This is a genomic window from Natrinema sp. LN54 (genome assembly GCF_052439245.1).
In the GTDB taxonomy this organism is placed as follows: Archaea; Halobacteriota; Halobacteria; order Halobacteriales; family Natrialbaceae; genus Natrinema; species Natrinema versiforme_A.
This window is the reverse complement of sequence record NZ_JBQVRP010000001.1, coordinates 759624-782968: the sequence shown is the minus strand read 5'-3', so window position 1 is coordinate 782968 and position 23345 is coordinate 759624. Positions and strand designations below refer to the sequence as shown.

At 66.1% G+C, this 23345-nt stretch carries 22 protein-coding genes; 10 read left to right on the top strand and 12 right to left on the bottom strand.

From position 1 onward, the window contains the following. The first annotated feature begins 17 nt into the window (after positions 1-17). On the top strand, positions 18-1946 hold the full coding sequence (locus ACT4ML_RS03900) for an ABC transporter ATP-binding protein (RefSeq protein ID WP_444719681.1): 1929 nt from the start codon (positions 18-20) through the stop codon (positions 1944-1946). 99 nt (positions 1947-2045) lie between these two features. On the opposite strand, the gene lrp is transcribed toward ACT4ML_RS03900, so the two are convergent. After that, positions 2046-2507 (bottom strand): HTH-type transcriptional regulator Lrp, encoded by a 462-nt coding sequence (gene lrp, locus ACT4ML_RS03895; RefSeq protein ID WP_138243762.1) that lies wholly within the window; start codon positions 2505-2507, stop codon positions 2046-2048. A gap of 126 nt (positions 2508-2633) precedes the next feature. Between lrp and glnA the strand changes: the two genes are divergently transcribed. Further along, positions 2634-3989, top strand: a complete 1356-nt coding sequence (gene glnA, locus ACT4ML_RS03890; RefSeq protein WP_444719680.1) for a type I glutamate--ammonia ligase — start codon at positions 2634-2636, stop codon at positions 3987-3989. A gap of 44 nt (positions 3990-4033) precedes the next feature. On the opposite strand, the gene ACT4ML_RS03885 is transcribed toward glnA, so the two are convergent. After that, positions 4034-4678: a metallophosphoesterase family protein gene (locus ACT4ML_RS03885; protein WP_444719679.1), complete on the bottom strand. Its 645-nt coding sequence runs from the start codon at positions 4676-4678 to the stop codon at positions 4034-4036. Positions 4679-4834: 156 nt separating this feature from the next. Here ACT4ML_RS03885 and ACT4ML_RS03880 point away from each other — a divergent pair, with 156 nt between their 5' ends. Further along, complete coding sequence (locus ACT4ML_RS03880) at positions 4835-5104, top strand: hypothetical protein (protein WP_444719678.1); 270 nt, start codon at positions 4835-4837, stop codon at positions 5102-5104. A gap of 62 nt (positions 5105-5166) precedes the next feature. On the opposite strand, the gene ACT4ML_RS03875 is transcribed toward ACT4ML_RS03880, so the two are convergent. The 4 genes from ACT4ML_RS03875 to ACT4ML_RS03860 form a co-directional block, all read right to left on the bottom strand. Then, positions 5167-6012 carry a helix-hairpin-helix domain-containing protein gene (locus ACT4ML_RS03875; protein WP_444719677.1) on the bottom strand — a complete coding sequence of 282 codons (846 nt, stop codon included), beginning with the start codon at positions 6010-6012 and terminating at the stop codon, positions 5167-5169. Positions 6013-6295: 283 nt separating this feature from the next. Continuing rightward, complete coding sequence (locus tag ACT4ML_RS03870) at positions 6296-6799, bottom strand: hypothetical protein (protein WP_138243766.1); 504 nt, start codon at positions 6797-6799, stop codon at positions 6296-6298. Positions 6800-6980: 181 nt separating this feature from the next. After that, on the bottom strand, positions 6981-8108 hold the full coding sequence (gene ygfZ, locus ACT4ML_RS03865; RefSeq protein WP_444719676.1) for a CAF17-like 4Fe-4S cluster assembly/insertion protein YgfZ: 1128 nt from the start codon (positions 8106-8108) through the stop codon (positions 6981-6983). Between the two features lie 39 nt (positions 8109-8147). After that, on the bottom strand, positions 8148-8444 hold the full coding sequence (locus ACT4ML_RS03860; protein WP_444719675.1) for a DUF6432 family protein: 297 nt from the start codon (positions 8442-8444) through the stop codon (positions 8148-8150). 215 nt (positions 8445-8659) lie between these two features. Between ACT4ML_RS03860 and ACT4ML_RS03855 the strand changes: the two genes are divergently transcribed. From ACT4ML_RS03855 to ACT4ML_RS03845, 3 genes are all read left to right on the top strand, one after another. Then, positions 8660-9733: a DUF7093 family protein gene (locus ACT4ML_RS03855; RefSeq protein WP_444719674.1), complete on the top strand. Its 1074-nt coding sequence runs from the start codon at positions 8660-8662 to the stop codon at positions 9731-9733. Between the two features lie 216 nt (positions 9734-9949). After that, positions 9950-10336, top strand: coding sequence for a DUF5611 family protein (locus ACT4ML_RS03850; RefSeq protein ID WP_444719673.1), 387 nt, complete (start codon positions 9950-9952; stop codon positions 10334-10336). A 370-nt stretch (positions 10337-10706) separates the two neighbouring features. Further along, positions 10707-10892, top strand: a complete 186-nt coding sequence (locus ACT4ML_RS03845) for a hypothetical protein (RefSeq protein ID WP_444719672.1) — start codon at positions 10707-10709, stop codon at positions 10890-10892. 2 nt (positions 10893-10894) lie between these two features. Here ACT4ML_RS03845 and ACT4ML_RS03840 read toward each other — a convergent pair whose 3' ends face one another. Both ACT4ML_RS03840 and ACT4ML_RS03835 read right to left on the bottom strand, forming a co-directional pair. Further along, positions 10895-12226: a dicarboxylate/amino acid:cation symporter gene (locus tag ACT4ML_RS03840; RefSeq protein ID WP_444719671.1), complete on the bottom strand. Its 1332-nt coding sequence runs from the start codon at positions 12224-12226 to the stop codon at positions 10895-10897. A gap of 104 nt (positions 12227-12330) precedes the next feature. Next, on the bottom strand, positions 12331-13821 hold the full coding sequence (locus ACT4ML_RS03835) for a heme-binding protein (protein WP_444719670.1): 1491 nt from the start codon (positions 13819-13821) through the stop codon (positions 12331-12333). Positions 13822-13997: 176 nt separating this feature from the next. Between ACT4ML_RS03835 and ACT4ML_RS03830 the strand changes: the two genes are divergently transcribed. Continuing rightward, a complete protein-coding gene (locus ACT4ML_RS03830; protein WP_444719669.1) occupies positions 13998-14522 on the top strand; it encodes a PadR family transcriptional regulator in 525 nt (174 codons plus the stop codon). A gap of 139 nt (positions 14523-14661) precedes the next feature. On the opposite strand, the gene ACT4ML_RS03825 is transcribed toward ACT4ML_RS03830, so the two are convergent. From ACT4ML_RS03825 to ACT4ML_RS03810, 4 genes are all read right to left on the bottom strand, one after another. Next, positions 14662-16503: a site-2 protease family protein gene (locus ACT4ML_RS03825; RefSeq protein WP_444719668.1), complete on the bottom strand. Its 1842-nt coding sequence runs from the start codon at positions 16501-16503 to the stop codon at positions 14662-14664. Between the two features lie 57 nt (positions 16504-16560). After that, the gene (gene lysS / locus ACT4ML_RS03820; RefSeq protein WP_444719667.1) at positions 16561-18279 is read right to left on the bottom strand and encodes a lysine--tRNA ligase; all 1719 of its coding nucleotides are present in this window, start codon (positions 18277-18279) and stop codon (positions 16561-16563) included. Continuing rightward, positions 18276-19001 carry a UMP kinase gene (pyrH, locus tag ACT4ML_RS03815; protein ID WP_444719666.1) on the bottom strand — a complete coding sequence of 242 codons (726 nt, stop codon included), beginning with the start codon at positions 18999-19001 and terminating at the stop codon, positions 18276-18278. The genes lysS and pyrH overlap by 4 nt, the downstream gene beginning before the upstream one ends. Positions 19002-19121: 120 nt before the next feature. After that, positions 19122-20195: a CapA family protein gene (locus ACT4ML_RS03810; protein WP_444719665.1), complete on the bottom strand. Its 1074-nt coding sequence runs from the start codon at positions 20193-20195 to the stop codon at positions 19122-19124. Positions 20196-20540: 345 nt separating this feature from the next. On the opposite strand from ACT4ML_RS03810, the gene ACT4ML_RS03805 reads away from it, so the two are divergent. From ACT4ML_RS03805 to ACT4ML_RS03795, 3 genes are all read left to right on the top strand, one after another. Next, positions 20541-21377, top strand: coding sequence for a molybdopterin synthase (locus tag ACT4ML_RS03805; protein ID WP_444719664.1), 837 nt, complete (start codon positions 20541-20543; stop codon positions 21375-21377). Between the two features lie 250 nt (positions 21378-21627). Continuing rightward, positions 21628-21873 (top strand): DUF7123 family protein, encoded by a 246-nt coding sequence (locus tag ACT4ML_RS03800; RefSeq protein ID WP_436345990.1) that lies wholly within the window; start codon positions 21628-21630, stop codon positions 21871-21873. A gap of 287 nt (positions 21874-22160) precedes the next feature. Next, positions 22161-23324 (top strand): site-2 protease family protein, encoded by a 1164-nt coding sequence (locus ACT4ML_RS03795; RefSeq protein WP_444719663.1) that lies wholly within the window; start codon positions 22161-22163, stop codon positions 23322-23324. Positions 23325-23345 lie beyond the last annotated feature (21 nt).

The following is a 23345-nucleotide window of genomic DNA, read 5'->3' as shown; positions in this document are numbered from 1 at the left end:
CCGAAACGCCCTCGCCAGTGAGTACCACCGAAGACGAAACGCCGTTCGATGCCTACCGTGAACACGTCGAGCGACCGCTGTGGCGACTCTTTCAGGAATACGCGCCCGATCGAGTCGGCTGGTTCACCTCAGGGATGCTCGCTAACTTCGTCGCTCGGATGGCGAGTCTCGTTCCGCCGCTGTTGCTGGGGACCGCCATCGACGCGATCTTCACCGGCAACGGCGCGTTCGAGTTGCCGATCGTGCCGAACGCGTGGCTGCCGACCGCACAGATGGCCCAGTTCTGGTTCTCCATCACCGCCATCGCCGTCTCGTTTCTCGTCGTCGCGCTCTTCACGTGGATCTACGGCGTCACCGCCAACCTGTTCGCCCACGGCGTGATGCACGCGGTCCGGGTCGACTCCTTCGAGAAAATGCAACGGTTGGACATGACCTTCTTCGACGACAAGGAGACGGGCGAGGTCATGGCGGTGCTGAACAACGATACCCAGAACCTCGAGATGTTTCTGGACAACGCCCTGATGAACTCTGCGCGGCTGCTGGTGATGGTCGGCGGGATCGCGGGCGTCCTCTTCTATCTCAACTGGCAGTTAGCGCTCGTCACCCTCGTCGCGATCCCGGCGATGGTCGGCTTTACGATCTGGTTCATGCGCGCCGTCGAACCCCGGTACGCCCGCCAGCGCTCCGCGGTCGGGTGGCTCAACACCCGCCTCGAGAACAGCCTCTCCGGCGTCGGCCTGACGAAGACGACCAACAGCGAGAGCTACGAGATCGACCGCGTCCGGCAGGCCTCGCGCCGACTCTACGAGGATACGATGGCCGTGCTCCGGCTCTCGTACTTCTACCGGCCCGGCATGGAACTGCTCGCCGGACTGGCCTTCGCCGGGACCTTCCTCGTCGGGGGGCTCTGGCTCGCGACGGGGACCGCACCCGGCCCGCTCACCGGCACCCTCTCGGTCGGCGACTTCGTTGTCTTCCTCTTCATGACCCAGCGGATCGTCGCCCCGCTCGCCGAGGTGTCGAACATCGTCGACCAGTACGAGAACGCCAAGGCCTCGAGCGAGCGCGTCTTCGGCCTGATGGACATCCCGGTCCACGTCGCGGACCCGGCGGAGCCGACGGCCATCGAACCCGTCGAGGGCCGCGTCGAGTACGAGGACGTCACCTTCGGGTACGAGACGAGCGCCGCGCGAAGCGCCGAAAGTGCCGACGCGACCGCGTTCGAGGAGCCCGTTCTCGAGGACGTCTCCTTCGAGGCCGAACCGGGCGAAACGGTCGCGTTCGTCGGCCCGACGGGAGCCGGGAAATCGACGCTACTCAAACTCCTGCTCCGACTATACGACGTACAGACGGGATCGGTCCGGATCGACGGCCACGACGTTCGGGACGTGGCCCTCGCCGACCTCCGCTCGGCGGTCGGCTACGTGAGTCAGGACACGTTCCTCTTCGACGGCACCGTCGCCGATAACGTCCGCTACGGTCACTTCGACGCGTCCGACGAGGCCGTTCGAGAGGCCGCGAAGGCCGCTCGAGCCCACGAGTTCATCACCGACCTCTCGGAGGGCTACGAAACCCGCGTCGGCGAGGAGGGGGTCAAGCTCTCGGGCGGCCAGCGCCAGCGGATCGCGCTCGCCCGCGCCGTCCTCACCGATCCCGCGGTGTTGATCCTCGACGAGGCGACCAGCGCCGTCGACACCAAGACCGAACTGCAGATCCAGCGCTCGATCGACCGGCTCACAGAAGATCGAACGACGCTCGTCATCGCCCACCGCCTCTCGACGATCCGGGACGCCGATACCATCCTCGTGCTCGAGGACGGCGAAATCGTCGAGCGGGGAACCCACGAGGCGCTACTCGAGGCCGACGGCGAGTACGCGACGCTGTGGACGGCCCAAGCCGGGGACCGCGAGGCGGCGGCCGACGCGCTGGTCGACGGGAACGACTGACGGGCCGATCTCGACCGCCCGACGGATCGTCGGCTCGTCGGTCATTAGAATGTCGTCACTCGCGTAGTCCCGAAAAAGGTCGTTCGAACGGATCGCGTTTCAGTCGTCCGTGACCTCGAGTTCGAACTGCTCGTTCTCGGAAACGGCGTTGAGAACGACGCTCGTGTTCGAGGCCTTGATGTCGGGGTCGGTCAGCAGCTGTTTGATCTGGTCGTTCATCCCGTCGGTGTCCTCGAACTTCCCGATGGCGATCACGTCGTAGTCGCCGGTGACCTCGTAGACGCTGGTCATCTGGCGGTGCTCGCGCAGCGTTTCGGTGACGTCGGGGAGCGCGTTCCCTTCGACCTGCAACTGGATGACGGCGGTCACGTCGTACCCGACCGCGTCGTAATCGATCTTCGGTGTGTAGCCCTCGATCACGCCATCCTCCTCGAGATCGGAGAGGTGATTCGAGACGGTCGTCACGGAGACGTCGAGGTCTTCGGCGAGGCTGCGCAGACTCGCTCGGCCGTCGCCGAGAAGTGCATTCACTAGTTTTGCATCGAGATTTTCGTACGTCATCACATCTATCCTCTCACTGAGCCCTTTAGAACTTTACGAATATGCAGTTTATCAGTGGTGAGAGAAGATTTGCTTAGAACAGCAGTGTTTTAGTAGACGGGTTACGAGGATACGACGACGAGAAAGATGACAAGCGGCAACCTCACTGACACCGAACAGGCGGTATTGGACGAGATCGAGGAGCAAGACGTCGACTTCCTCCGACTGCAGTTTACCGACATTCTCGGCACGGTCAAGAACGTCTCCGTGCCGGCCCGGCAGGCCGAGAAGGCGTTCACCGAAGGCATCTACTTCGACGGTTCTTCTATCGAAGGCTTCGTTCGCATTCAGGAGTCGGACATGCGGCTCAAGCCCGACCCGGACACCTTCGCAGTGCTCCCGTGGCGCCAGAAAGAGGAGAGCGCCGCCGCCCGAATGATCTGTGACGTCTACGATACGTCCACGGGCGAGCCCTTCGAGGGCGACCCGCGCCGCGTGCTCAAGAACGCGCTCGATCGCGCCGACGAGATGGGCTATACCGTCAACGCCGCGCCCGAGCCGGAGTTCTTCCTCTTCGAGGAGGACGAGGACGGCCGCGCGACGACCAAGACCAACGACGCCGGCGGCTACTTCGACCTCGCGCCGAAAGACCTCGCCAGCGACGTTCGCCGCGACATCATCTACGGTCTCGAGGAGATGGGCTTCGAGGTCGAGGCCAGCCACCACGAGGTCGCCGAGGGCCAACACGAGATCAACTTCACCTACGACGACGCGCTCACGACGGCGGACAACGTCGGCACGTTCCGCACCGTCGTCCGCGCCATCGCCGCCCAGCACGACCTGCATGCGACGTTCATGCCGAAACCGATCCCGCGCATCAACGGCTCGGGCATGCACACGCACCTCTCGCTGTTCACCGAGGACGGCGAGAACGCGTTCCACGACGAGGACGACGAGTTCGACCTGAGCGACGAGGCCCACTCGTTCCTCGCCGGAATCCTCGAGCACGCGCCGGCGATCACGGCGATCTCGAACCCCACCGTCAACAGCTACAAGCGACTGGTGCCCGGCTACGAGGCACCCGTCTACGTCGCATGGTCCGACCGCAACCGCTCGGCGCTGATCCGCAAACCGGCGGCTCGCACGCCGTCCGCCTCGCGCGTCGAGGCTCGCTTCCCCGACCCGTCCTGTAACCCGTATCTCGCCTTCGCCGCGCTCATCCACGCCGGACTCGACGGGATCGAGAACGATCTCGACTGCCCCGACCCGGTCCGGGAGAACATCTACGAGTTCGACGAGGAGAAACGCGAAGAATACGGCATCGACACGCTGCCGTCGAACCTCGGCGAGGCCGTCGAGGCCCTCGAGGAGGACGAAGTCATCTACGACGCGCTCGGCGACCACGTCGCGCCGAAGTTCGTCGAAGCCAAAGAACAGGAGTTCGAGGACTACCTCGTCGACGTTTCCGACTGGGAACTCGACCGCTACCTCGAGACGTTCTAAGCCGATAGCCGCCACCGGGCGGTTCCGATATTTTTCTCTCTCTGTCAGTCGTCACTCGACAGGTCGTGTTCGTGGCCCTCGAGCGCCAGCGTTTCGGGATCGAGCGTGTAGTATCGCTCCCACGCTGGGGCGAGACTGACGACGCGAGTGTCAGCGATCTCGGCCTCGCGGTGGCGATGGTGATGGCCGACCAGACAGAGGTCGGGCGAGATCGCCTCGAGCAGGTCGTCGATATACTCGCAGCCGGGATCGTAGCCGTAGGACAGCAGGCCGTTCGGCGCTTCGTGCGTGAGAAAGACGTCGATGTCCTCGAGATCGGTGGCTCGGTCGACGTCCTCGTGAGTGAAGTGGCGTCGTCGGTCACCAGAGAGTTCGCCCCGAGACAGATCGTACTTCGTCGGGGCAAAGTTACCGGAGAGACCGGCCACGCGCAGGCCGTCGACCGTCGCCGCCGTGCTCGCGAGGAGGTGGACGTTGGACGTTGTTTGGAGATCGTCGCCCGCCCGTAGCGCCTCGATCACGTCGAAGTCCTCGTTGTTGCCCGCGATGAACCACGTCGGTGCCGGCAGGTCGTATCGCTCGAGGTCGCCGAGCTGGAGCACCCGATCGGGCTCGAGGGTTCGGTAGAGCTCGAGCAGGGTGTCACACCGGTCGGGTTCGGACGCGTGGGCGTCGCCGAGGACGAGCATGGGTGCACGTAGGAACCCGATCCGGATAGTGTCGGTGCCGGACTCCGCCGGATCGGTCGGTTTCGATCGCGAGAGGTGGTCGCTGCCGTGTCGACCGAGCCGCGACCGACACATTCAGGGTCGTGATTTAGACGTGCCGCCCTCGGAGTCCCCGCTATGGCCGACACGCCAGATATCAATACAGTCGGAACGGAAGACGACTACACGCACGTCCGGTTTCGCGATCCCGATCGGGACGACGAGATACGAACCCCGGATTGGGCGGAGCAGCCGGCGGAGTCGGTCTCCGAAGGCAGCGAGGTTCGCACCGGAACGGTCGGCGGGGAGGACGACTGGGAAGTCACCAGCGTCCTGATCGACAAGCACGTCGGCGAGGACAAAGCGAAAGAGCAGGCCCGCGAGATCGTCGACAAGATCGAGTCCTGATCGGCGTCCGATTGACCTCCGATCGTCTCGGCCCCTCGAACCGAAACTCGCCGTGATCCGGCTTACGCTTCGGCCTGCTCGATCCAGTCCTCGGCCTGCTCCTCCGAGATATCGGCGGCCTCGGCGACGGCCTCGGGACCGGCGCGCGTGAGGTCGTCGATCGTCGCGATGCCGGCCTCCGAGAGCTGGTCGCGGGTGTCGGCGTCGATTCCCTCGACCGATTCGAGGGTGTGCTCCGGATCGGTTTCGATCTTCGTGTGCGGTTCGTCGGTCCCCTGTACCGGGATCTCCTGGGTGACCGCCTCCGCCTGCTCCTCGAGTTGCTGCTGGAACCGCTCGACCTGTTCGGCCTGCCGTTCGAGGAGCTCCTCGACGTCACCGGTCTGGCGCTCGAGTTGGTCCTCGAGTTGATCCTGCAGCTCCTGGGTCTGGTCGAGTTGCTCGCGGAGTTGCCCCGAGAGTTCGTCGACGTTCTGGACCGTCTGGTCCTCGACGGCCTCCGTGATCTCGAGGAGCTGGGCTGTCTGTTCGTCGAGGGTATCGACGAACTCTCCCGAGAGCTCGTCGGCGGAGTCGACGCCCCGCTCGAGTTCTCGCTCGAGCGCCTCGTAAACCTCCGCATGAGTCGTTTTCAGCTGCTCGAAGGTCTCGTCGATGGTCCGGTGGGCCTCGGGATCGTCGTCGCTCGGAAGCATCGCCGCCGTCGCGCTGAGGTAGCCGTGCGTCGCCGCCTGCGCGAGCTCGAGTTGCTGGCGCTGAAGCGACTCCTGACCTTTGAGCCCGGTCAGGGCCATCGTGTCGACGTTTCGTTGGGTGGCCATTCCCTGCTTGAACAGCTGCTGGCTCTGTTTGACTGCGGTTCGCTGGACGTCGAACATCGCACGGATCGGGGATTCTGACTGGCTCATTTCAATGAGGAGTTCGACTCGATCAGGGATAAGTCCCGAGCTTGCAAACCATTAGATGGCTTTGAATGGTATCAGGTGGTGTTGAAATCGGAAAGCCGGTTAGTTTCGGCTCGGGCAATCGTCGCTCGCTGGTGACCCTCGTCCGCGACGAGTATGCGACCTCGATTGAGTCGTTTCTCGTGGGGTTCTCGGGACGTTACGCCACTCGAGGCAACGGGTCGAGGAAAGGAGTCGTGGACTCACTGGTCCGGAAAAGCGGAAGACGTGGCGGCTCGAGCGCGACCTACGCTTGCTGGGTCGCCGATCCGATCTCGAAGATTTCCCGGTAGAGGCTCTCGGCGAGGCGGTCGATGTTCGCCTCGGCCTCGCTGGCGTCGATCGTATCGCCGATGCCCCGCCACTCGACGGACAGCCGAGCGATCGGGACCAGTGCGATGCCGCCGATGACGATCTCGCCGTCGGGGGTGTGGACTCGCCACTCGGTCTGCATACCGTTCGAGGACCGCGTGACGTCCTCGATCTGCCCACCGGCCGCAGCCCACCGCTCGACGAGATCGTCGGTGAGTCGGCGAAGCTTCCGTTCGCCGAGCAGGTGGAGCGCGACGCCGCACCCGGTCAGCAGCGCGAACGCGGCGCCCGCCATCGGGAGCCCGCCGTAGGGAACGTTTATCGACGCCGCGAGACCGGCCGTCACGGCGACCAGTCCGAGCACTCGCGCGTCGACCGCGCTCGGTACCGTGCCGCTCCAGGTCGTCCCCGTAGCGCGGGACGACTGCTCGAGTTGCATATCGACTGGACCTCGCGGCGAGACCCGGGTAGTCGTTTGCCTGTCCCAGTTTTGCGTTTATATGCTCGCCTCGAGACTCACTCGTCCTCGAGTAACGCCTCGTCGCCGTGGGTCTCCCGCAGGGCCGCGAGATCGTCTCGTGTGCCTCGAGTCACGGTGAGCCGACCGGGCCGGCAGGAACCTACTGATAGTCCGGCAGCCGGTCGGACCGATCCGACCCCGTGACGAACGGCAGTTCGGTGCGGGTCGCGGCCACCTCTTCGCCGCCGACCCGAACCGTCAACTCGTCGCTCTCGAGGTCGTAGTCGACGATCGCGAGCGCGATGACGTCGCCGAGCATCGGGCTCTCTCCCGCACGGGTTATCTCACCGACCGAGGCGTCGCCGTCGAAGACGGCCGCGCCGGACTCGGGAACCGGCCGATCCCCGCTCTCGTCGTCTCCGTCGCCCCCTCTCTCCCCCTCGAGGGTGAGCCCGACGAGTCGCCGACTCGGCTGGCCGCGATTCTCGACCCGGGAGACGACCTCCTGTCCGACGTAACAGCCCTTCTCGAAGTCGAGGGCGTTGCGCAGGCCGAGCACGTTCGGCAGCGTCCCCTCGAGTTCGGTGTGAAAGAGCGGCGAGCCGGCCTCGAGCGCGAGGCTCTCGAACGCCTGATAGCCGAATGGAGCGGCGTTGAGACCCTGATTGAGCAGCGTGTCGTGGACCGCCGCGGCGTCGTCGGCGCTACAGATCACTTCGTAGCTCTCCTCGCCGGTGAGCGCGTCGGTGCGGATGACCGAGACGCCCTCGTCACCCATCGTCCCGCGGACGAACGAGTAGCGCTCGTCGGGCGAGCCGGCACCGTTGAGCACGCTCGCGATCTTTTCGGTGGCCTGCGGGCCGTGGATTCCGAAGACCGCGTAGTCGTCGGTCGCGACGCGGATATCGACGTCCTGAATGAACACCTTCTCGGACCACTCCTCGGCGAGGGGCTCGGCGGTCTCGGGCTGGGTGAAAAGCAGGAGTCGCTCGCCCGCGTTGTAGACGTAGAGTTCGACGTCGATCCCGCCTTGGGGGTCGAGCACGAGCGCGTAACACCCCTGCCCGTCCTCGGTCGGGACTCGGTTCGAGACGACGTTATCGACGTACTCGACGCGGTCGTCGCCCTCCACGACGATCACGCCGTAGGCCGCCTCGAGCAGCCCGACGCCGTTGCGGACCGCCCGGTGGGTTCGCTCCGGTCGGCCGTAGTGTTCGACGACTCGCCGGTCGGCGCGCTCGCCGAAGGTGGCCCCGTGATCCTCGTGGATGGACTCGATGACGCTCATGCCTACTCCCTGGGGCCTGAGCGTATCAGGCGTTTCGATTCAAAAAGGGATCCGCTCGCGGAGCCACTCCCCGATCGACTGCTCCCCGTCCTCGTCTTCCGGCTCGTCGGGAACGACCCGCTCGGCGGGCTTGATGACCGTCTCCGAGCCCGAGTCGACGACGATCAGGTCGTCCTCCTTGAGCGTCGACAGGGCCTCCTCGAGCTCGTCGATGTCGACCTCGACGGCCGCGCGGAGCTCGAAGACGGTCATCCCGTCGTCGGCGCGATCGACCAGCGCATCGAGTACCGCCACCTCCGTCCGCTCCCGGTTCCGGTACTCCCGCTTTGCTCTCATCTGTGTTTCCATTCGACCACATGGGATTTGACGTTTGCCGTTCCCCCCACGCTGTGCGGTCGCGGGTCCACGAGACCCATCGGATCGTCTCGAGCAGGCGCTCCTCGAATTGCAGACTCGAGTCAGCCGCCCGACCGGACCGCTCGCGTGACTGTCACGGAACTGTGACTAACAGGCAGCACGTTTTTTATGGGATGGCTCGGTACGGTGGGACAATGGTCCTGCGATGTTCGCTGCTCGGACACGACTTCGGCGAGTCCGAAGTCGAACGCGAGCGCGAAGAACGGGGCAGTGAAGTCGTCGTAACCGTCCAGGAGTACGAAGAGTGTGTCCGCTGTGGCGAGCGATCCGTCATCAGCGAGAACACCGAAGTGACCAGCCTCACCGCTGGGACGGACGCCGGCGACTCGTTGCCCGACGAGCCCGAAACCGAACCGCCCGAATCAACAGCCGACACCGATGCCGCCCCCGCCGGCGAAACCGACGCGGACGCCGGATTCATCGATGCCGATGCGGACGACGGCATCGACCTGTCCGACGGTGACGACGCCGAATTCATCGACGCCGACGACACCGCCTCCGACGCCGACGAGACGGATGCACCGCGGCCGGAGCCGTCCCCGGACGCGGCGGACGCCGATATGCCGGCGGCCGACGCCGACACGGACGCCGACGAGGACGCGGACGATATCGACCTCCCGACCGACGAGAACGGCGATCCCGTCACGGACGACGGCGAAATCCTCGAGGACGACGAGGCGTCGCCCGACCGTGATCGAGACCGCGACCACGGCGAGTGGCCCGACTCGAGCGATGTCGGTCCGCCGGTCGGCGCGGAATCGACGCCGGCCGACTGGCCCGACGACGCGGCCGATACCGATTCCGAGGCCGAACCCGCCGGTGGAGCCGCGGACCCCGATCCGGCCGAGATCGACGACGATGCCGTCGTCCTCGATGACGACGGACCGACGAGTACCGTCGGTGCCAGCGGCGACGGCGCCGCCGCGGCCACGACCGACGCGCGATCGGTGACGGCGGAGCCCCCAACTGACGATCGAAGCGACGCCGACCCCGCCGCCGACGCCGATTCGGGAACCGGCATCGAGCGAGCCACGTCCGCGCCGACCCCCGCCGAGAGCGGCGGTGCGCCCGCCGACGACGTTCCGACCGAGTTCTACTGCCCGCGGTGTGACTACGTCGCCGCCGGCGACCGCGGTTCGCTTCGCACCGGCGATATCTGCCCCGACTGCCGGAAGGGCTATCTCAGCGAGCGCGAGCGACAGCGGTAACTCGACCGGGACGGCTCCGAATCTCGTTTTCTCCGCCGCTTGCCGTCCACCGACCGAACACGATTCGACCGATCGAGCAGCCATTGCTGGTCTCGCGTCGATCCGACTCTGCCCGTCATCTCGCGATATTTCCGGTCTCCGCGCTCGAGGACCCATCAGACACCCGAAACGTCGGGTATGAAAAGAGGTAAACACTCCCCCGTGTTTCTTCGAGCCATGAAGGAGTACAAGATGCGTCGCGGCGAATATCTCGAGGAGCGAATTCCCGACATGGAGTCGACCGTCGAGGACTACTTCGGTCCCATCACCGAAACGGAGGAGTACAAGGGCAGCGACCTCTTCGTCATCGGCGAGCCCGACAACCCCGTCTTCGAGAAGGTCGTCGTCGGGACCGTCGAGTACTCCGGCAAGAAGGACAAACTCGCCGTCGAGTTCTACGAGCGCGACCCCACCGAACTCGGCCCCGACGAACTCGAGGCCGCCGGCGAGGCCGTCGACGCGAAAAACGACTTCCTGCTCGAGGCGACCGGTCGCGACGCTAAGTCCCGTCGCGACTCGATGAAGCGGACGGTCGAAGACGATCCGGACCACGATTTCGACTAACGACCTTTTACGCTGCGGTCTATCGCGAGCGGAGCGCGTAGCGCCCCGCTCGCGATGTCCCTCGGCAAAAGGTCGATCAAAAGCACTCCTCCCTCCGTTTCGGCTCGCATAGCGAGCCTTCACATCGGTCGTCGGCCCGCTCGCTTCGCTCGCGGCGGGTTCGGTGGAGGGCCTGCCCTTCCCCGCTGAGCGGACGTTACACGTCCGCGAGGTCGTCGGCGCGAAGCGCCGACTGCTCGGAAGAGCTTGCTCTTCCGTTGGGTCAGCCGACTCACCGCGGATGCGGTGAGCCGGCTTCTGGGCCACGGCCTGCTGTGGACTGCGAACGGCTTCGAAACGGCTTTTATCGCAGCGTCGAATCTCTCGGCCGATGGAAGCACAGGCGTTTCTCGCCGCGACGCTGGCCGCCCACGTCGGGTTCGCGATCTTCGTGACTGCTCACGCGTTCATGACCGAGCGCGACGCCGGCAAGTGGCCGTTCGTAACGCTCGCGTTCGGCTTGGCCGGGATCGCCGCCTACTTCTTCTACGACGAGTCGGCGGACTCGAGTCCCTGAGTTCAGTCACCGACTGCGGCGCCGTCTTCGCCGTCGCCACCGCCGTGTGAGCCGTCGGCCCAGACGCCCTCCGTGAGGTCGATCCCGTCGGTCCACTTGCCGACGACGGAAGCGACGGCGAGGTCGCCAGTGACGTTGTTCGTCGTCGCGATCCGGCCGAGGATCGGGTCGACGCCCGCGACGAAGCCGACGATCTCGAGGGGGAGTCCGACGGCGTTCAGAATGACGGTCAGCATGATGAGTCCCGCACCGGGGACCCCGGCAGTGCCGATACTGATCAGGATCACGGTCGCGAGGACGATCAACTGATCGCCGAGGCCGAGCGAAACGCCGACCATGTTCGCGGCGAAGACCACCGTGACGGCCTGTCTGATCGCTGCACCGTCCATGTTGATCGTCGCCCCGAGCGGGAGGCCGAAGCCGTAGACCGACTCGTCGATCCGCAGGTTCCGTTCGGCGTCGGTGATCGTCACTGGCAGCGTCCCGCTCGAGGAGCGGATCGTAAAGGCCGTCAGCATCGCGTCTTTCGCGCCGTCGAGAAACGAAAGCGCCGACTGGCCGAGGATGCCGACGGTCATCAGGCCCAGATAGGTGACTGCCATGTGGATCGCGATGCCGATCGCGATCACCCCGACGAGCGCGCCGAGTTGCACGATCGCACCGAGCCCCTCGGTCCCGATCGCGGCGGCCATGAGTGCGAAGACGCCGACGACCCCGTACTCCATGACGCCCCAGACGATCTTGAACAGCGCCTGCGTGCCGGCGTCGATAAACGCGAAGAAGCCGTCGATCGCGTCCTCGATCGGCTCTTCCGTCGTCGACTCGCGGACGATCGTCAACGCCAATCCGAAGACGACGACGACGAAGATCGTCGCCAGAATCTCACCGTTGACCATCGCGGCCAGCGGATTCTCGGGGACGATACCGAGGACGACCTCGGAGACGGTCGGTGGCTCGGCCTGCTGGGCCTCGCCACCGGTGAACTCCACGGCCGTTCCGGGGTCGAACAGGTTCGCGACCGCGAGGCCGATCAGGGCCGCGATCGTCGTCGTCGCGGCGTAGAGCGCGACGGTCAGGCCGCCGACCTTCCCGAGCTTCGACGGCGTTAGCTCGCGCATCCCTCCGAGCAGCGTAAAGACGATCAACGGGATGATCAGCATCTCGAGCAACCGCAAGAAGAGGTCACCCAGCGGGCTGAGAACGGCGGCGCGTTCGCCGGCGATGGCCCCGAGTGCGGTCCCGAGGACGAACGCGACCGCGATACGGTAGATGATCGGAATCGATCGATACTGCCCCCACGCTCGTCGCGGTAACGACGTCTGTGCCGTACTCATCGACCCACCCTATGAACGGGACCGATCAACCCGTGTCGTTACCGGTGAGACTGTCCCACTCCTATGACGGTCCGGCGTGACGGGGGCGAGGACGGGACCCGGCCTCAGGCCAGGAAGACGTGTCGCGGTCGGTCCGCGAGGACGTCCCGCCCGAACTCGACGGTCTCCGAGAAGGCGTCGCTCCGGAAGAACGCCATGGCGTCCTCGCGGGCGTCCCAGCGGCTGGCGATGAACATGTCGTTCTCGTCCTCGCGGTTGACCAGCAGATCGGTCTTGCGGTGGCCGTCCATGTCGGCGAGAATCTCGCCGACGTCGTCGAACGTTCCGACGAAGTCACCGCGGTGTTCGGGTTTGACGGTGTAGAACATCCCCATCGTCCCCCACGAGTCGCCCTCGTCGTCGCCGGCCTGTCGGACGATTTCGGGTAACTCGGCGAGGAACCCGGCCGCCGTGTCCGCGGCGCGTGCGGTGTCCCAAAGGCTGACGACCGCCGTCTCGGCGTCGCCGTCGTGCGGTTCGTAGACCGCCGTCTTCACGTGGGTGTCGTAGTGGTCGAAGTTCTCCCGGTAGCCGTCGACCTCCGCGAACAGCTCGTCGGGATCGGCGTCCGAGTAGAGGACGACCGCGTGGACGTCCTCGCCGTGGGGCTGGCCCGCGTAGATGCCCTCGTCCTCGAGTTCGTCGCGGATGTCGCCCTCCTCGTCGCCGTGGCCCGACCCCGAGTCGTCGCCGTGGTGGTGCCCGCCGGAGCCGCCGTGGTGGTGGCCCTCGGCGTCACCGCCGGCGTGGGGGTGAGCCTCGTCGCCCTCGGCCGGCACTCGCTCGCCGGCGAGGAAGGCCCCGAGGTCTTCCGGCGGGAACCGCCGCGCCGAGAGGAACCGGCCGAACTCGGCGAAGCGAGAGCTCGAGGGGTCGAAGCGCATCTCGTAGAGCAGTTCCTTCACGTCGGTCGGGTCGTCGCCGAACAGGGTGACGCCCCACTCGAAGTCGTCGAGGCCGATGCTGCCGGTGATGATCTGGTTGACTCGGCCGGCGTAGTCCCGACCGATGTCCCCGTGCGAGGAGAGGTGTTCGGCCCGTTCGTCGAACGGGAGATCGTACCAGTTGTCCTCGGGGCCGCGGCGCTTGTCCATCGGGTAGAAGCTCACGAACTCGCTGTCGGGGAGTTCGGGCTCAAGCCGGGACTGGATGTAGCGCTCGAGGCCGGCGTCCTCGACCTCGCTGTCCTCGTCGAAGAAGTCCTGGGACATGTAGCCCGAGACCTCCGTCACCGAGAGATAGGAGTCGGCGCGCTCGGTGAACTCGGCGAGTGCCGTGTGTTCGAACCGCCGCTCGAGCGCGTCGATGTCGCCGAGGGTGGGGCGGAGGTGGAGGACGAGCAGGTCGGCCTTGTGGCCGAGGACGGCGAACGTCGCCGAGTCGCCCTCCTCGGCGTCGTCGACGGCCTCGCTGGCCGCGAGGTAGTCGATGCCCTCGTCGATCGCCTGCGAGCGTCGCCGCTCGGGGGCCGCGCGCCACGCGTCCCAGTCGATCGACCGGAAGTCGTGCAGAACGTACCAGCCTTCCTCCGTCTGTGGCGGTCGCCGTCGTTCCATGCGCGTGGGTTGGGTCGGGGACGCTAAGAAGGGCCGGGTTTCGGCTCGATTCTCCCCGCCGTCGCCGCGTCGGTCCCCGCCGAGAGCGCGCCGAATTCGCAGCCCTCGGCAACCAGTTCGACGGTTTCGACCGCGACCGAAACGCTTTACGTCCACCCGTTTAACTCTCGAGATATATGCGGAAAAGCGGGCCGCCGAAAGGACTCATCGCCTATCTCGTCCTCGAACTCCTCGAGGAGAAACCGCGCTACGGCTACGAGATCCTCAAGGAGATCCGCGACATCAGCGGCGGCCACTGGGAACCCTCCTACGGCTCGGTCTACCCGATCCTCTACAAGTTCGAGGAGAAGGGATGGGCCGAGCGCATCGAGCGCGCGGACGAACCCGATCGGAAGTACTTCGAACTCACCGCCGAGGGGCAGGCGGAACTCGAGGAGCGCCGCGAGAGCGGATCGGAGAAGGCTCGGGATTTCGCCGACGTGATCCTCGGCTTCTTCCACGTCTACGCGGCGTTCTCGACGGACGACCGGTTCGAAATCCCGGAGATGGACGGCGAGTGGCACTTCGACGAGGAGTTCAGCCGCTGGGTCGTCGAACAGGTCGTCCGCCACTACGAACACTACTTCGATACCGAGTTCGACCGGATCGACGAGACGGCTGAGGAGTTCTACGAGCGCCACGGCGTCGACACGGACGACTGACCTGACAGACCGACCGCTCTACAGGTGCGTAGGGACGGGTTCGGACGACCGGACTAGTTCTGCCGCGCTCGGACCGAGAAAGCGTACCGGATACAGCACAAAAACACCGGCCTCGAGCCGGATTCCGGTTCGGGGTCGATCAGTTCCCGAGCAGTTGCGGCCCGAACAGCAAGAGCAGGAAGCTCACGAGCATCGTCACCCCGATCGCGGTCGTCACCAGTCGGACCATTCCGCGGGTCGCGTCGACCGGTAACCGGGAGACGATCGCCTCGGTGCTCGTCCGGAGGATGTGGCCGCCGTCGAGGGGGAACGCCGGAATACAGTTGAAGAAGCCGAGCTGGACGTTGATCCAGCCGGTCCAGAACAGCAGGTTCGCGAGGACGAAGACGGTCCCGTCTCCGAACGCGCCGAGCATCCCCTGTGCTTCATAGAAGTTCTGAATGCCACCCGTGAAGCCGGCGAAATTGAACGGCATCGCACCGCTGACGCCGATGACTGGCAGCATCAGCGAGATCGCGATCTTTCCGAGGAAGGTGTCGGTGATCGGCCCGAACCGCGTCTCGCCGTCACCGCCCAGCAGTCCCAGATACTCGTCTGCGGGATAGAGCTGGACGCCGAGATCGCTCACTTCGATCCCGGACATCCCCCGGCTCCCCTGAATCCCGAGGAATCCGGTGTCCGATCGGGGATGCTCGCCGAGGGTCACGTTGTACTCCTCGCGTTCGTCGCCGAAGTAACCAGCCACCTCGACCTGCTGGTCGGGTTCGCTGTCCTCGAGCAGGGCGGCGAGGTCGTCGTACTCGTGGATTCGCTCGCCGTCGAAGCGGGTGATGACGAAGGTCTCGTCGGTCGGGCCGGTTTCGCGCTCGAGCGGGCCGTCGTCGGCGACCGAGACCGCCGCGCCGATCGTCACCTCGCGCTCGACCCGCTCGCCGTCGTTTCCGGGATCGATCGTCAGCGTGACTCGCTCGCTGTCACCGACGGCGTCTTCGAAGCCGCGTTCGGTCGCGACCTGCTGACCGTCGACCGCGCGGATCTTGTCGCCGGCGGCGAGTTCCGTCGGTCCGTTCTCCATCGCCGCGGTCACGAGCAGCGACCGATCGACGGGCACCGTTTCCTCGCCGTTGAGTTCGACGGAGACCTGCTCACCACCGGTCGCCTCGAGCCGATCCGCGAGGTCGTCGTTCCCTTCGACTGCGGTGCCGTTGATCGCCGTTATGCGATCGTTCGGTTCGATTCCGGCGTCCGCGGCCGGGGAGTCCTCCGCGACGCCGCCGACGGCGGCCCCGGGCGCGACGCCGATCGCGCCGACGATCGGCCCGAACAGCAGGGCGAAGGCCAGCAGCGTGACCGCGAAGTTGTTCGTGACGCCGGCGGCGAACATCCGCGTCTGGCCGCCCCGGGAGGCCGATTTACTGCTCTCGTGGTCGGGCTCGACGAACGCGCCGACGGGGAGGATAGCGAGCATCGCAACCCCCATCGAGTCGATATCGATATCCTCGACGCGACAGAGTAGCCCGTGGCCGCCCTCGTGGACGACGAGCCCGACGAGCAGCCCGAAGACGATGCCGGGCGTGGCCGACAGCGGCAGAAAGTCGTTGACGCCGGGGATGACGAGAACGTTGTGGGGTTGTCTCGCGGCTGAACTCGCCGGTTGGGGCGAGGAAAGCGCGACCATCGCCACGCGGATCAGCACCGCGAACATGCTGATCATCACGACGAGCGCGATGCCGACGCCGAAGTTCGACCACGCTCGCCAGAAGCGCTTCGGCCGCGCGAGTCGATCGAGAAGCGCCCGCCCGCGTTTCGTGTGGAACGTGAGAATCGGTCCCTGGGTTCCGATATAGTCGGGAAGATACCCGCCGTTTCGGAGCCCGACGACCGCGAGCCAGTAGAGGAGGAGCCCGATCAGAACCCACGTGAGGAGTTCCGAGCCGTAGATTGCGGGTGGCGAGACGACAGCGAAGGAACCGTGATCCATCGTTACTCTCTCCGGGCGGCGTTCTCAAATGGCTTTTGTCTATCGGGCCGGTCGCGGTCAGCGTTCCCGCCGGAGTCGCCCGACGACGAACTCCCGGTCGACCTTCGCGAGGAACGGCCCGAGCTTCGGCCCCTGCTCTTCGTCGAAGAACAGTCGGTAGCCCGCCGCGAAGAAGTCGCCGACGTCGACGTCGTGGCGCCGCGCCGTCTCGTAGATCTCGCCCTGAATTTCCTCGGGATCGTGGCCCTCATCGATGAAATCGGCGAGGTCGGCCAGCGCGGCCTCGGTGTCCGCGTCGAAGTCGTGCTCCGGGATCTCGGTGCGTTTGAGTTCATAATCGAACTCGTTGCCGGTCCGGCGCGCCCAGTTACGCGCCTGCTCGACGCGCTCGAGGGCTCCCTCGACGGCCCACTCCGGGGCGTCCTCGGGGATGTGGCCCTCTCGTCGGGCGATCTCCTCGCGCAGGTCGGGGTCGTCGGTCATCCCGAGAACCGCGGCGAAGGTGTAGGGGAGCCGAATCCGCTCCTCGCGCGGTTCATCTACGACGAACGGGTAAACCCGCTCGGCGAAGGCCTGCTCGTCCTCGCTCGCGTCGACCTCGCCGAAGTAGGTCGCCTCGAGCCGGTCGAACTCGTCGACTAACTGGTCTAACCGTTCGATGCTGAAGTCCCGCGCCTTCGCGGGGTCTTTCGCGAAGAAGTAACGCAGGACCTCGGGCTCTAAGAGTTCGAGCACGTCCGAGACCAGAATCACGTTCCCCTCCGAGGAGGAGAACGGCTCGCCCTCGAGGGTGAACCACTCGTAGACCATCGGGACCGGTGGCTCGATCTCGAGGACGTTGCGGGCGACGTCTTGGCCGCTGGGCCAGGAGCCCTCGGCGTGGTCCTTGCCGAAGGGCTCGAAGTCGACGCCGAGCAGTTGCCACTGGGCGGGCCACTCGAAGCGCCACGGGAGCTTGCCCTCGCGCAGCGTCGCAGTGCCCTCGTGGCCACAGCCGTCGATCGTCTGGTCGCCGGCGTCCATGTCGGTACACTCGTAGTCGACGGTCGGCGGCTCGTTCTCGAGATCGACGCTCGTCACGGTCTCGGTGATCTTGCCACACTCCGCACAGATCGGGTTGAACGGCACGTACTCGCCGTTCGCGTCGACCTTGTCCTGATACTGTGAGAGGACCTCGCGAGCCCGATCCCGGTGCTCGAGGACGAAGCGAGTCACGTCCTCGAACTCGCCGGACTCGTACAGTTCCGTGTTCGAGACCAGATCGATCGGCACGTCGACGGCGTCGGCGCTGTCTTGGATAATGGTCGCGAAGTGGTCGCCGTAGGAGTCACAGCAGCCGAAGGGGTCCGGAATGTCCGTGTAGGGCGCGCCGAGGTTGCGGCCGAGCGCGCCGGCGTCGACCTCGCCGAGATCGACGAGGTTCCCCTCGAGGTCACAGAGCGTGCGGGGCAGTCCGCGGAGCGGGTCGCGATCGTCGGCGGTGAAGACCTGCCGGACCTCGTGGCCCCGGTCGCGAAGCACCTCGGCGACGAAGTAGCCGCGCATGATCTCGTTGACGTTGCCGAGGTGGGGCACCCCCGAGGGCGAGATACCGCCCTTGACGACGATCGGCTCCTCGGGGTTTCGGTCCTCGATGCGGTCAGCGACGGTATCCGCCCAGAACGCGTGGCGCGTCTCGCTGGCTTCCTCGCTCTGGAGCGTGTAGGGACTGATCGCGTCCGACTCCGTCGCGTCCGCCCCGTCTCCGTCGACGTCCGCGTCGCCGTCGGCACTCATTGCTCGTCGCTCGCCCAGTAGGTCGGTTCCGCGCCGGCGCTCTCGGGGACGATGTCGGTCCCCTCGTGGTCGCCGTGGCGAACCGCGCGGGCGATCCGGTCGGGGTCCGTGCCGTCGAGCACGATCGTTCGCATCCCCGAGCGCTCGATGATCTTCGCCGCCAGCAGGTCCACGGGCGCGGAGGCGCCGGCGTTCATCTCGAGGCCGGCGATGGCGTCGACCAGGTCCGCGGCCGAGAGGCGGTCGTACTTGGTCGCGTCGTCGTCCTCGTTGGGATCGGCGCTGTAGACGCCGGGAACGCTCGTGGCGTAGACGAGCAGGTCGGCGTCGATGTACTCCGCCAGCGCGGCCCCGACGGCGTCGGTCGTCTGGGCCGGCGCGACGCCGCCCATGAGACAGATGTCGTCCCGACGGAGCGCCTCGCTCGCCTCCTCGTAGTCGAGTGCCGGGGCGGTCACGGACTCCTCGCTCAGTGCGGCGATCAGCAGCCGGGCGTTGAGTCGCGTCACGTCGATCCCCAACTGATCGAGTTCGATTTCGTTCGCCCCGAGGTCTCGAGCGGCCTCGATGTACTCGCGAGCGACGCCGCCGCCCCCGACGACGGCCCCGATCCGACACCCTTCGGCGATGAGGTCTTCGATGACGGCAGCGTGCTCGGCCACCCGGTCCGCCCCGGGCTCCGGGACGAGGACGCTTCCGCCGATAGAGACGACCACTTTCATACTACACCGGTGTAGCGGAGTTGCTATCTTAAGGGTTGTCAACTGCCCGGACGGCGTGGTGACACACCCCTCGAGCGACTGTCGAGGACTCTCCCGTCACGGCGAAATCGCGTCTCGATCTCACCCCTCGAGCGAGAGGACCAGCGCGTCACCGTCGCGGTCGAACTCGGTCCCGAACGGAGCCGATAGCGCTCGCATCCGCTCGCGGGACCACGCGGCCGCTTCCGGGCCCGCCTCGCGGACCGCACAGTCCTCGATTTCGGTCGGGTGCAGCCGGAGTTCGGTCGGCCGGCCGTCGGGCGTCACCGCGAGGACGAACAGGAAGCTTCGATCGTTGTGCAACTCCTCGTCGACCCGGTAGTCGTCGACGAAGTCGCCCGCGTCGTAGATGATCGGGCGGCCCTCGTGGACCTCGATCCCCTGAAAGACGTGGGCGCTGTGGCCGTGGACGATATCGACGCCCGCCTCGACCAGCCAGCGGCCGAACTCGCGGAACGCCGCGGGCGGCTCGGTGACCATGTTCGGCCCCCAGTGCAGCGAGGCGACCAGCAGATCCGGATTCGTCTCGCGTGCGCGCTCGAGGGCCTCCCCAACGCGCCGGCGCGTCTCCGGGACGTCGGTCTCGTCCCGAGTGCGCGAGTCTCGTCGTGCCTCGTCGATTTCGATCCGAGCCGTGCCCGGCGATTCCTCGTCGGCGGCGTACTCCGGCGTGTTGTCCGTCAGCGAGACGACCGCGACCTCGAGTCCGCCGTTGCCGTCCGTCTCCGAACGGGCGCCGCCCCCCTCGGAGCCGCCGATCGTCCGTACCGCCGGCTCGAGCGCTTCGTCGATCGTCTCCCCCGCACCCGTACGGGCGATCCCGGCCTCGTCGAGCGCCTCGAGCGTATCGCGTAGCGCCACTTCCTCGTAGTCCAGTACGTGATTGTTCGCCAGCGCACAGACGTCGACGCCCGCGCGCTCGAGGGCAGGGATCGCCCAGTCGGGATCCGCTCGGAAGTGAAACGGGCGGCGGGTGCGCTGCCACTCGCGCCCGCGCGTCGAGAGCACGCACTCGAGGTTGATCACCAGCCCGTCCAGTTCGCGCAGTCGCTCGAGGACGGTGCCCCACACTGCATCGACGGACCGACTGCGCTGGCGGTCATCGACCAGCCGTCCGAGCATCACGTCGCCCGTGAAGCCGATTCGGATGGACATAGGTGAGCGTTCGTGGCGCACGTGCAAAATCCCGGGTCACGGTCGGCGAGCCGTTCTCCGGCAGCGATGGCCGACCACCGACGAAACCGCGGGACTGGACGGCTGTGCGCGGTGCCGACTGCGTGGAGCGGCGCGCGGTACCGGCCGGGGCTGGAGATGCGCGGTAGCAGGTGTGACTGAAGACGTACGGTAGCGGATGGGTCTGGAGATGTGCGGTGCTGGGTGGGGGCGGTGTGCGGTGCCGGGTGGGACTGAAAGGGGCGCGCTGGGCGGGCGTCTCGCGCCCGCCCAGCGCGGGGCTTTCTCGGCGACAGCTACAAAGTCCGACCTGCCCATAGCTCGACCATGCACGTACTCGGTGTTCGCGAGGCGGGGGCCGACGGCGACGCGCTCGAGTCGGTCGTCGATCGGGTCGTCGACCGGCTCTCCGAACGGGGGCGCGTCGGTGTCATCAGATACGACGCGACGATCGCGGACGGAACGCACGCGCGCGAATCGACCACGCTCGGGGGCGACGTCACCTACGACCTCGGCGTCGACGGCGACTGGACCGCCTCTGGGACGGGACTGTCCGTCGGAGAGGCACTCGACAGGCTGGCGACCGACTGCGAGTACGCCGTCGTGATCGGCGCGCCGACGCTCCGGTATCCCTCGATCGTCGTCGGCTCGAGCGCCGGCGACCGAGAGTCCGACGAGAGCGCCCTCGCGACCGTTCGCGGTCCCGCCGATCTCGAGCTCGAGGAGCTCGTGACGAGCCTCGAGTCGACCGAGCCCCACGAGACCCTCGAGTCGCTGGTGGCACGTCTCAAGCGATCACCGCGGGCCGACCGCGCGGGCGCGATCGCGACGTTTACCGGCCGCGTTCGGGCGAAAGACAGCGCGGACGACGCGCGCACCCAGTACCTCGAGTTCGAGAAGTACGAGGGCGTCGCCGACGAGCGGATGGCGGCCCTCGAAACGGATCTCGAGACTCGAGACGACGTGTTCGCCGTCGAACTCTATCACCGGACGGGGATCGTCGAGGACGGCGAGGACATCGTCTTCGTCGTCGTGCTCGCGGGTCATCGCGAGGAAGCGTTCCGAACCGTCGAAGACGGGATCAACCGCCTGAAAGACGAGGTCCCGCTGTTCAAGAAGGAAGTAACAGTCGAGGACGAATTCTGGGTCCACGAACAATCCTGACCGTTACATTCGTTCGCCGACCGCTCTGAAATAGCGGAACGGTCGGGAAAGAGGATATTGTATCGGTCATGGTGGTCGAAACAGCGATAATGAGTTAGAGGCAGTTTTAAAACGTCTCGAGCAACCTGAGGAAACTATTAATAGTCATCTAAGGCAGAATAAAACGTCTATTACCCCCCAGATCGTTGAACACAAGCGAAATGCCACTAACGATCCTCCCTTTATAACAGATATCCCCGTCAAGGAGGTGATGTCGATGAGCACGACAGCCCAACCCTCCACGGAAAGCAAGGAACGCCGCCTCAAAAGCTACCTTCGCGACCGAGCCGAAGATGGCGAACTGTACTTCAAAGGCAAGTTCATCGCAGACGATGTCGGTATGTCCCCCAAAGAGATCGGCGCGCTGATGGTCAAGCTCTCGGATTCGGTCAGCGACCTCGAGATCGAGAAGTGGTCGTACACGAGCGCCACCACGTGGCGTGTCGCCCCCGCCTGAGTTCCGCCCAGTTAGTGCGAGCGAACCGCCCGGACGACTGTCCCCGCATCCTCCCCGGACCCGTGCCGGCGCGTCGTCGACGCCATCCGGCACGATCCACCCTGCAGCACTCTCGTCGACGAGACGCCGTCCCCTCTTCCAGTAGCAGTGGATCACGCGCTCCAGTAGCGCCGCTTCGCTATCGTGCCACCGTTCTCGAGTCGCCGACGCCGTCTCCTCGAACTCGGGAAACGGCCGCCCCTGCCGACGGCAGTCGATTTATACCCGGTGACGATGAACCTCCGGTGATGGAGGACATCGATCGGTCCGGATTCGGCACGGCGGGGCCCAGCGGGCCCTCGTCCGAGGACGGGCCGCCGATCGATCGCATCGAGTCAGTGTTTGCGGTCTACGAGGTGCAACGAGAGGACGGCCGGCTGATATACTACGGCGACCCGTTGATCCGGCCGGAGCGAGTGATCGGCGAACTCTGGTCTGACTTCCGCGAGCGCGGCTACGACGCCGACCTCGAGGTCCGCCACGGCGAGTACGTGCTCGTCGCCGAGCCGACCAGCGTCGGGATAAACGGGATCCCGTGGACGAACGTCTTCTTGCTACTGGCGACGATCGGGTCGACGCTGTTCGTCGGGGCGTGGTGGTGGTACCCCTCGCTCGATCCGTTCGCGAACCCGATCGATATCGCCCACGCGTGGCCGTTCTCGCTGGCGATCCTCGGCGTGCTCGGCGTCCACGAGATGGGCCACTACGTCATGAGCCGGTATCATCAGGTCGACGCCTCCCTCCCCTACTTCATCCCGGTGCCGACGCTCATCGGGACGATGGGGGCGGTCATCAGGATGAAGGGACGAATGCCCGACCGCAAGGCGCTGTTCGACATCGGCGTCGCCGGCCCGCTCGCGGGGCTGGTCGCAACGGTCGTCGCGACCGTGATCGGGCTTCACCTGCCGCCCGTGACCGTCGATCCCGCTCTGCTCCAGAACCCCGACGCGGTTCGGATCGAACTGGGCTATCCCCCGCTGCTCGAGTTGCTCGCGGCCGGGTTCGACCAGCCGCTGTACAGGGACGATCCGGCGACGGGGGTGAACCCGGTCGTCATCGGCGCGTGGGTCGGGATGTTCGTCACGTTCCTCAACCTGATCCCGGTCGGCCAACTCGACGGCGGCCACATCCTCCGCGCGATGGCCGGCGAGTTCCAGGAGACGATCGCGGCGATCGTCCCGGGCGCGCTGTTCGCCCTCGCCGGCTACCTCTACTACGTCCAGAATCACAGCGTGAACACGGTTTTCGTCTGGATCCTCTGGGGGCTGTTGACGACGGTGTTCGCGTCGGTGGGTCCGGCGACGCCGATGCGAGACGAGCGGTTGGGTCCCGGGCGAGTCCTCCTCGGAATCCTCACCTTCGGGGTCGGCCTGCTCTGTTTCATGCCGATCCCGGTCATGATCATCGAGTGATCGACGCGCGGGCACGACTCG

What these genes read in the sequence shown, in the direction of transcription:
- lrp (WP_138243762.1), bottom strand. Translation starts at nt 2,507, where the DNA reads ATGACGTACGAAAATCTCGATGCAAAACTAGTGAATGCACTTCTCGGC.
- glnA (WP_444719680.1), top strand. Translation starts at nt 2,634, where the DNA reads ATGACAAGCGGCAACCTCACTGACACCGAACAGGCGGTATTGGACGAG.
- ACT4ML_RS03885 (WP_444719679.1), bottom strand. Translation starts at nt 4,678, where the DNA reads ATGCTCGTCCTCGGCGACGCCCACGCGTCCGAACCCGACCGGTGTGAC.
- ACT4ML_RS03880 (WP_444719678.1), top strand. Translation starts at nt 4,835, where the DNA reads ATGGCCGACACGCCAGATATCAATACAGTCGGAACGGAAGACGACTAC.
- ACT4ML_RS03875 (WP_444719677.1), bottom strand. Translation starts at nt 6,012, where the DNA reads ATGAGCCAGTCAGAATCCCCGATCCGTGCGATGTTCGACGTCCAGCGA.
- ACT4ML_RS03870 (WP_138243766.1), bottom strand. Translation starts at nt 6,799, where the DNA reads ATGCAACTCGAGCAGTCGTCCCGCGCTACGGGGACGACCTGGAGCGGC.
- ygfZ (WP_444719676.1), bottom strand. Translation starts at nt 8,108, where the DNA reads ATGAGCGTCATCGAGTCCATCCACGAGGATCACGGGGCCACCTTCGGC.
- ACT4ML_RS03860 (WP_444719675.1), bottom strand. Translation starts at nt 8,444, where the DNA reads ATGAGAGCAAAGCGGGAGTACCGGAACCGGGAGCGGACGGAGGTGGCG.
- ACT4ML_RS03855 (WP_444719674.1), top strand. Translation starts at nt 8,660, where the DNA reads ATGGTCCTGCGATGTTCGCTGCTCGGACACGACTTCGGCGAGTCCGAA.
- ACT4ML_RS03850 (WP_444719673.1), top strand. Translation starts at nt 9,950, where the DNA reads ATGAAGGAGTACAAGATGCGTCGCGGCGAATATCTCGAGGAGCGAATT.
- ACT4ML_RS03845 (WP_444719672.1), top strand. Translation starts at nt 10,707, where the DNA reads ATGGAAGCACAGGCGTTTCTCGCCGCGACGCTGGCCGCCCACGTCGGG.
- ACT4ML_RS03840 (WP_444719671.1), bottom strand. Translation starts at nt 12,226, where the DNA reads ATGAGTACGGCACAGACGTCGTTACCGCGACGAGCGTGGGGGCAGTAT.
- ACT4ML_RS03835 (WP_444719670.1), bottom strand. Translation starts at nt 13,821, where the DNA reads ATGGAACGACGGCGACCGCCACAGACGGAGGAAGGCTGGTACGTTCTG.
- ACT4ML_RS03830 (WP_444719669.1), top strand. Translation starts at nt 13,998, where the DNA reads ATGCGGAAAAGCGGGCCGCCGAAAGGACTCATCGCCTATCTCGTCCTC.
- ACT4ML_RS03825 (WP_444719668.1), bottom strand. Translation starts at nt 16,503, where the DNA reads ATGGATCACGGTTCCTTCGCTGTCGTCTCGCCACCCGCAATCTACGGC.
- lysS (WP_444719667.1), bottom strand. Translation starts at nt 18,279, where the DNA reads ATGAGTGCCGACGGCGACGCGGACGTCGACGGAGACGGGGCGGACGCG.
- pyrH (WP_444719666.1), bottom strand. Translation starts at nt 19,001, where the DNA reads ATGAAAGTGGTCGTCTCTATCGGCGGAAGCGTCCTCGTCCCGGAGCCC.
- ACT4ML_RS03810 (WP_444719665.1), bottom strand. Translation starts at nt 20,195, where the DNA reads ATGTCCATCCGAATCGGCTTCACGGGCGACGTGATGCTCGGACGGCTG.
- ACT4ML_RS03805 (WP_444719664.1), top strand. Translation starts at nt 20,541, where the DNA reads ATGCACGTACTCGGTGTTCGCGAGGCGGGGGCCGACGGCGACGCGCTC.
- ACT4ML_RS03800 (WP_436345990.1), top strand. Translation starts at nt 21,628, where the DNA reads ATGTCGATGAGCACGACAGCCCAACCCTCCACGGAAAGCAAGGAACGC.
- ACT4ML_RS03795 (WP_444719663.1), top strand. Translation starts at nt 22,161, where the DNA reads ATGGAGGACATCGATCGGTCCGGATTCGGCACGGCGGGGCCCAGCGGG.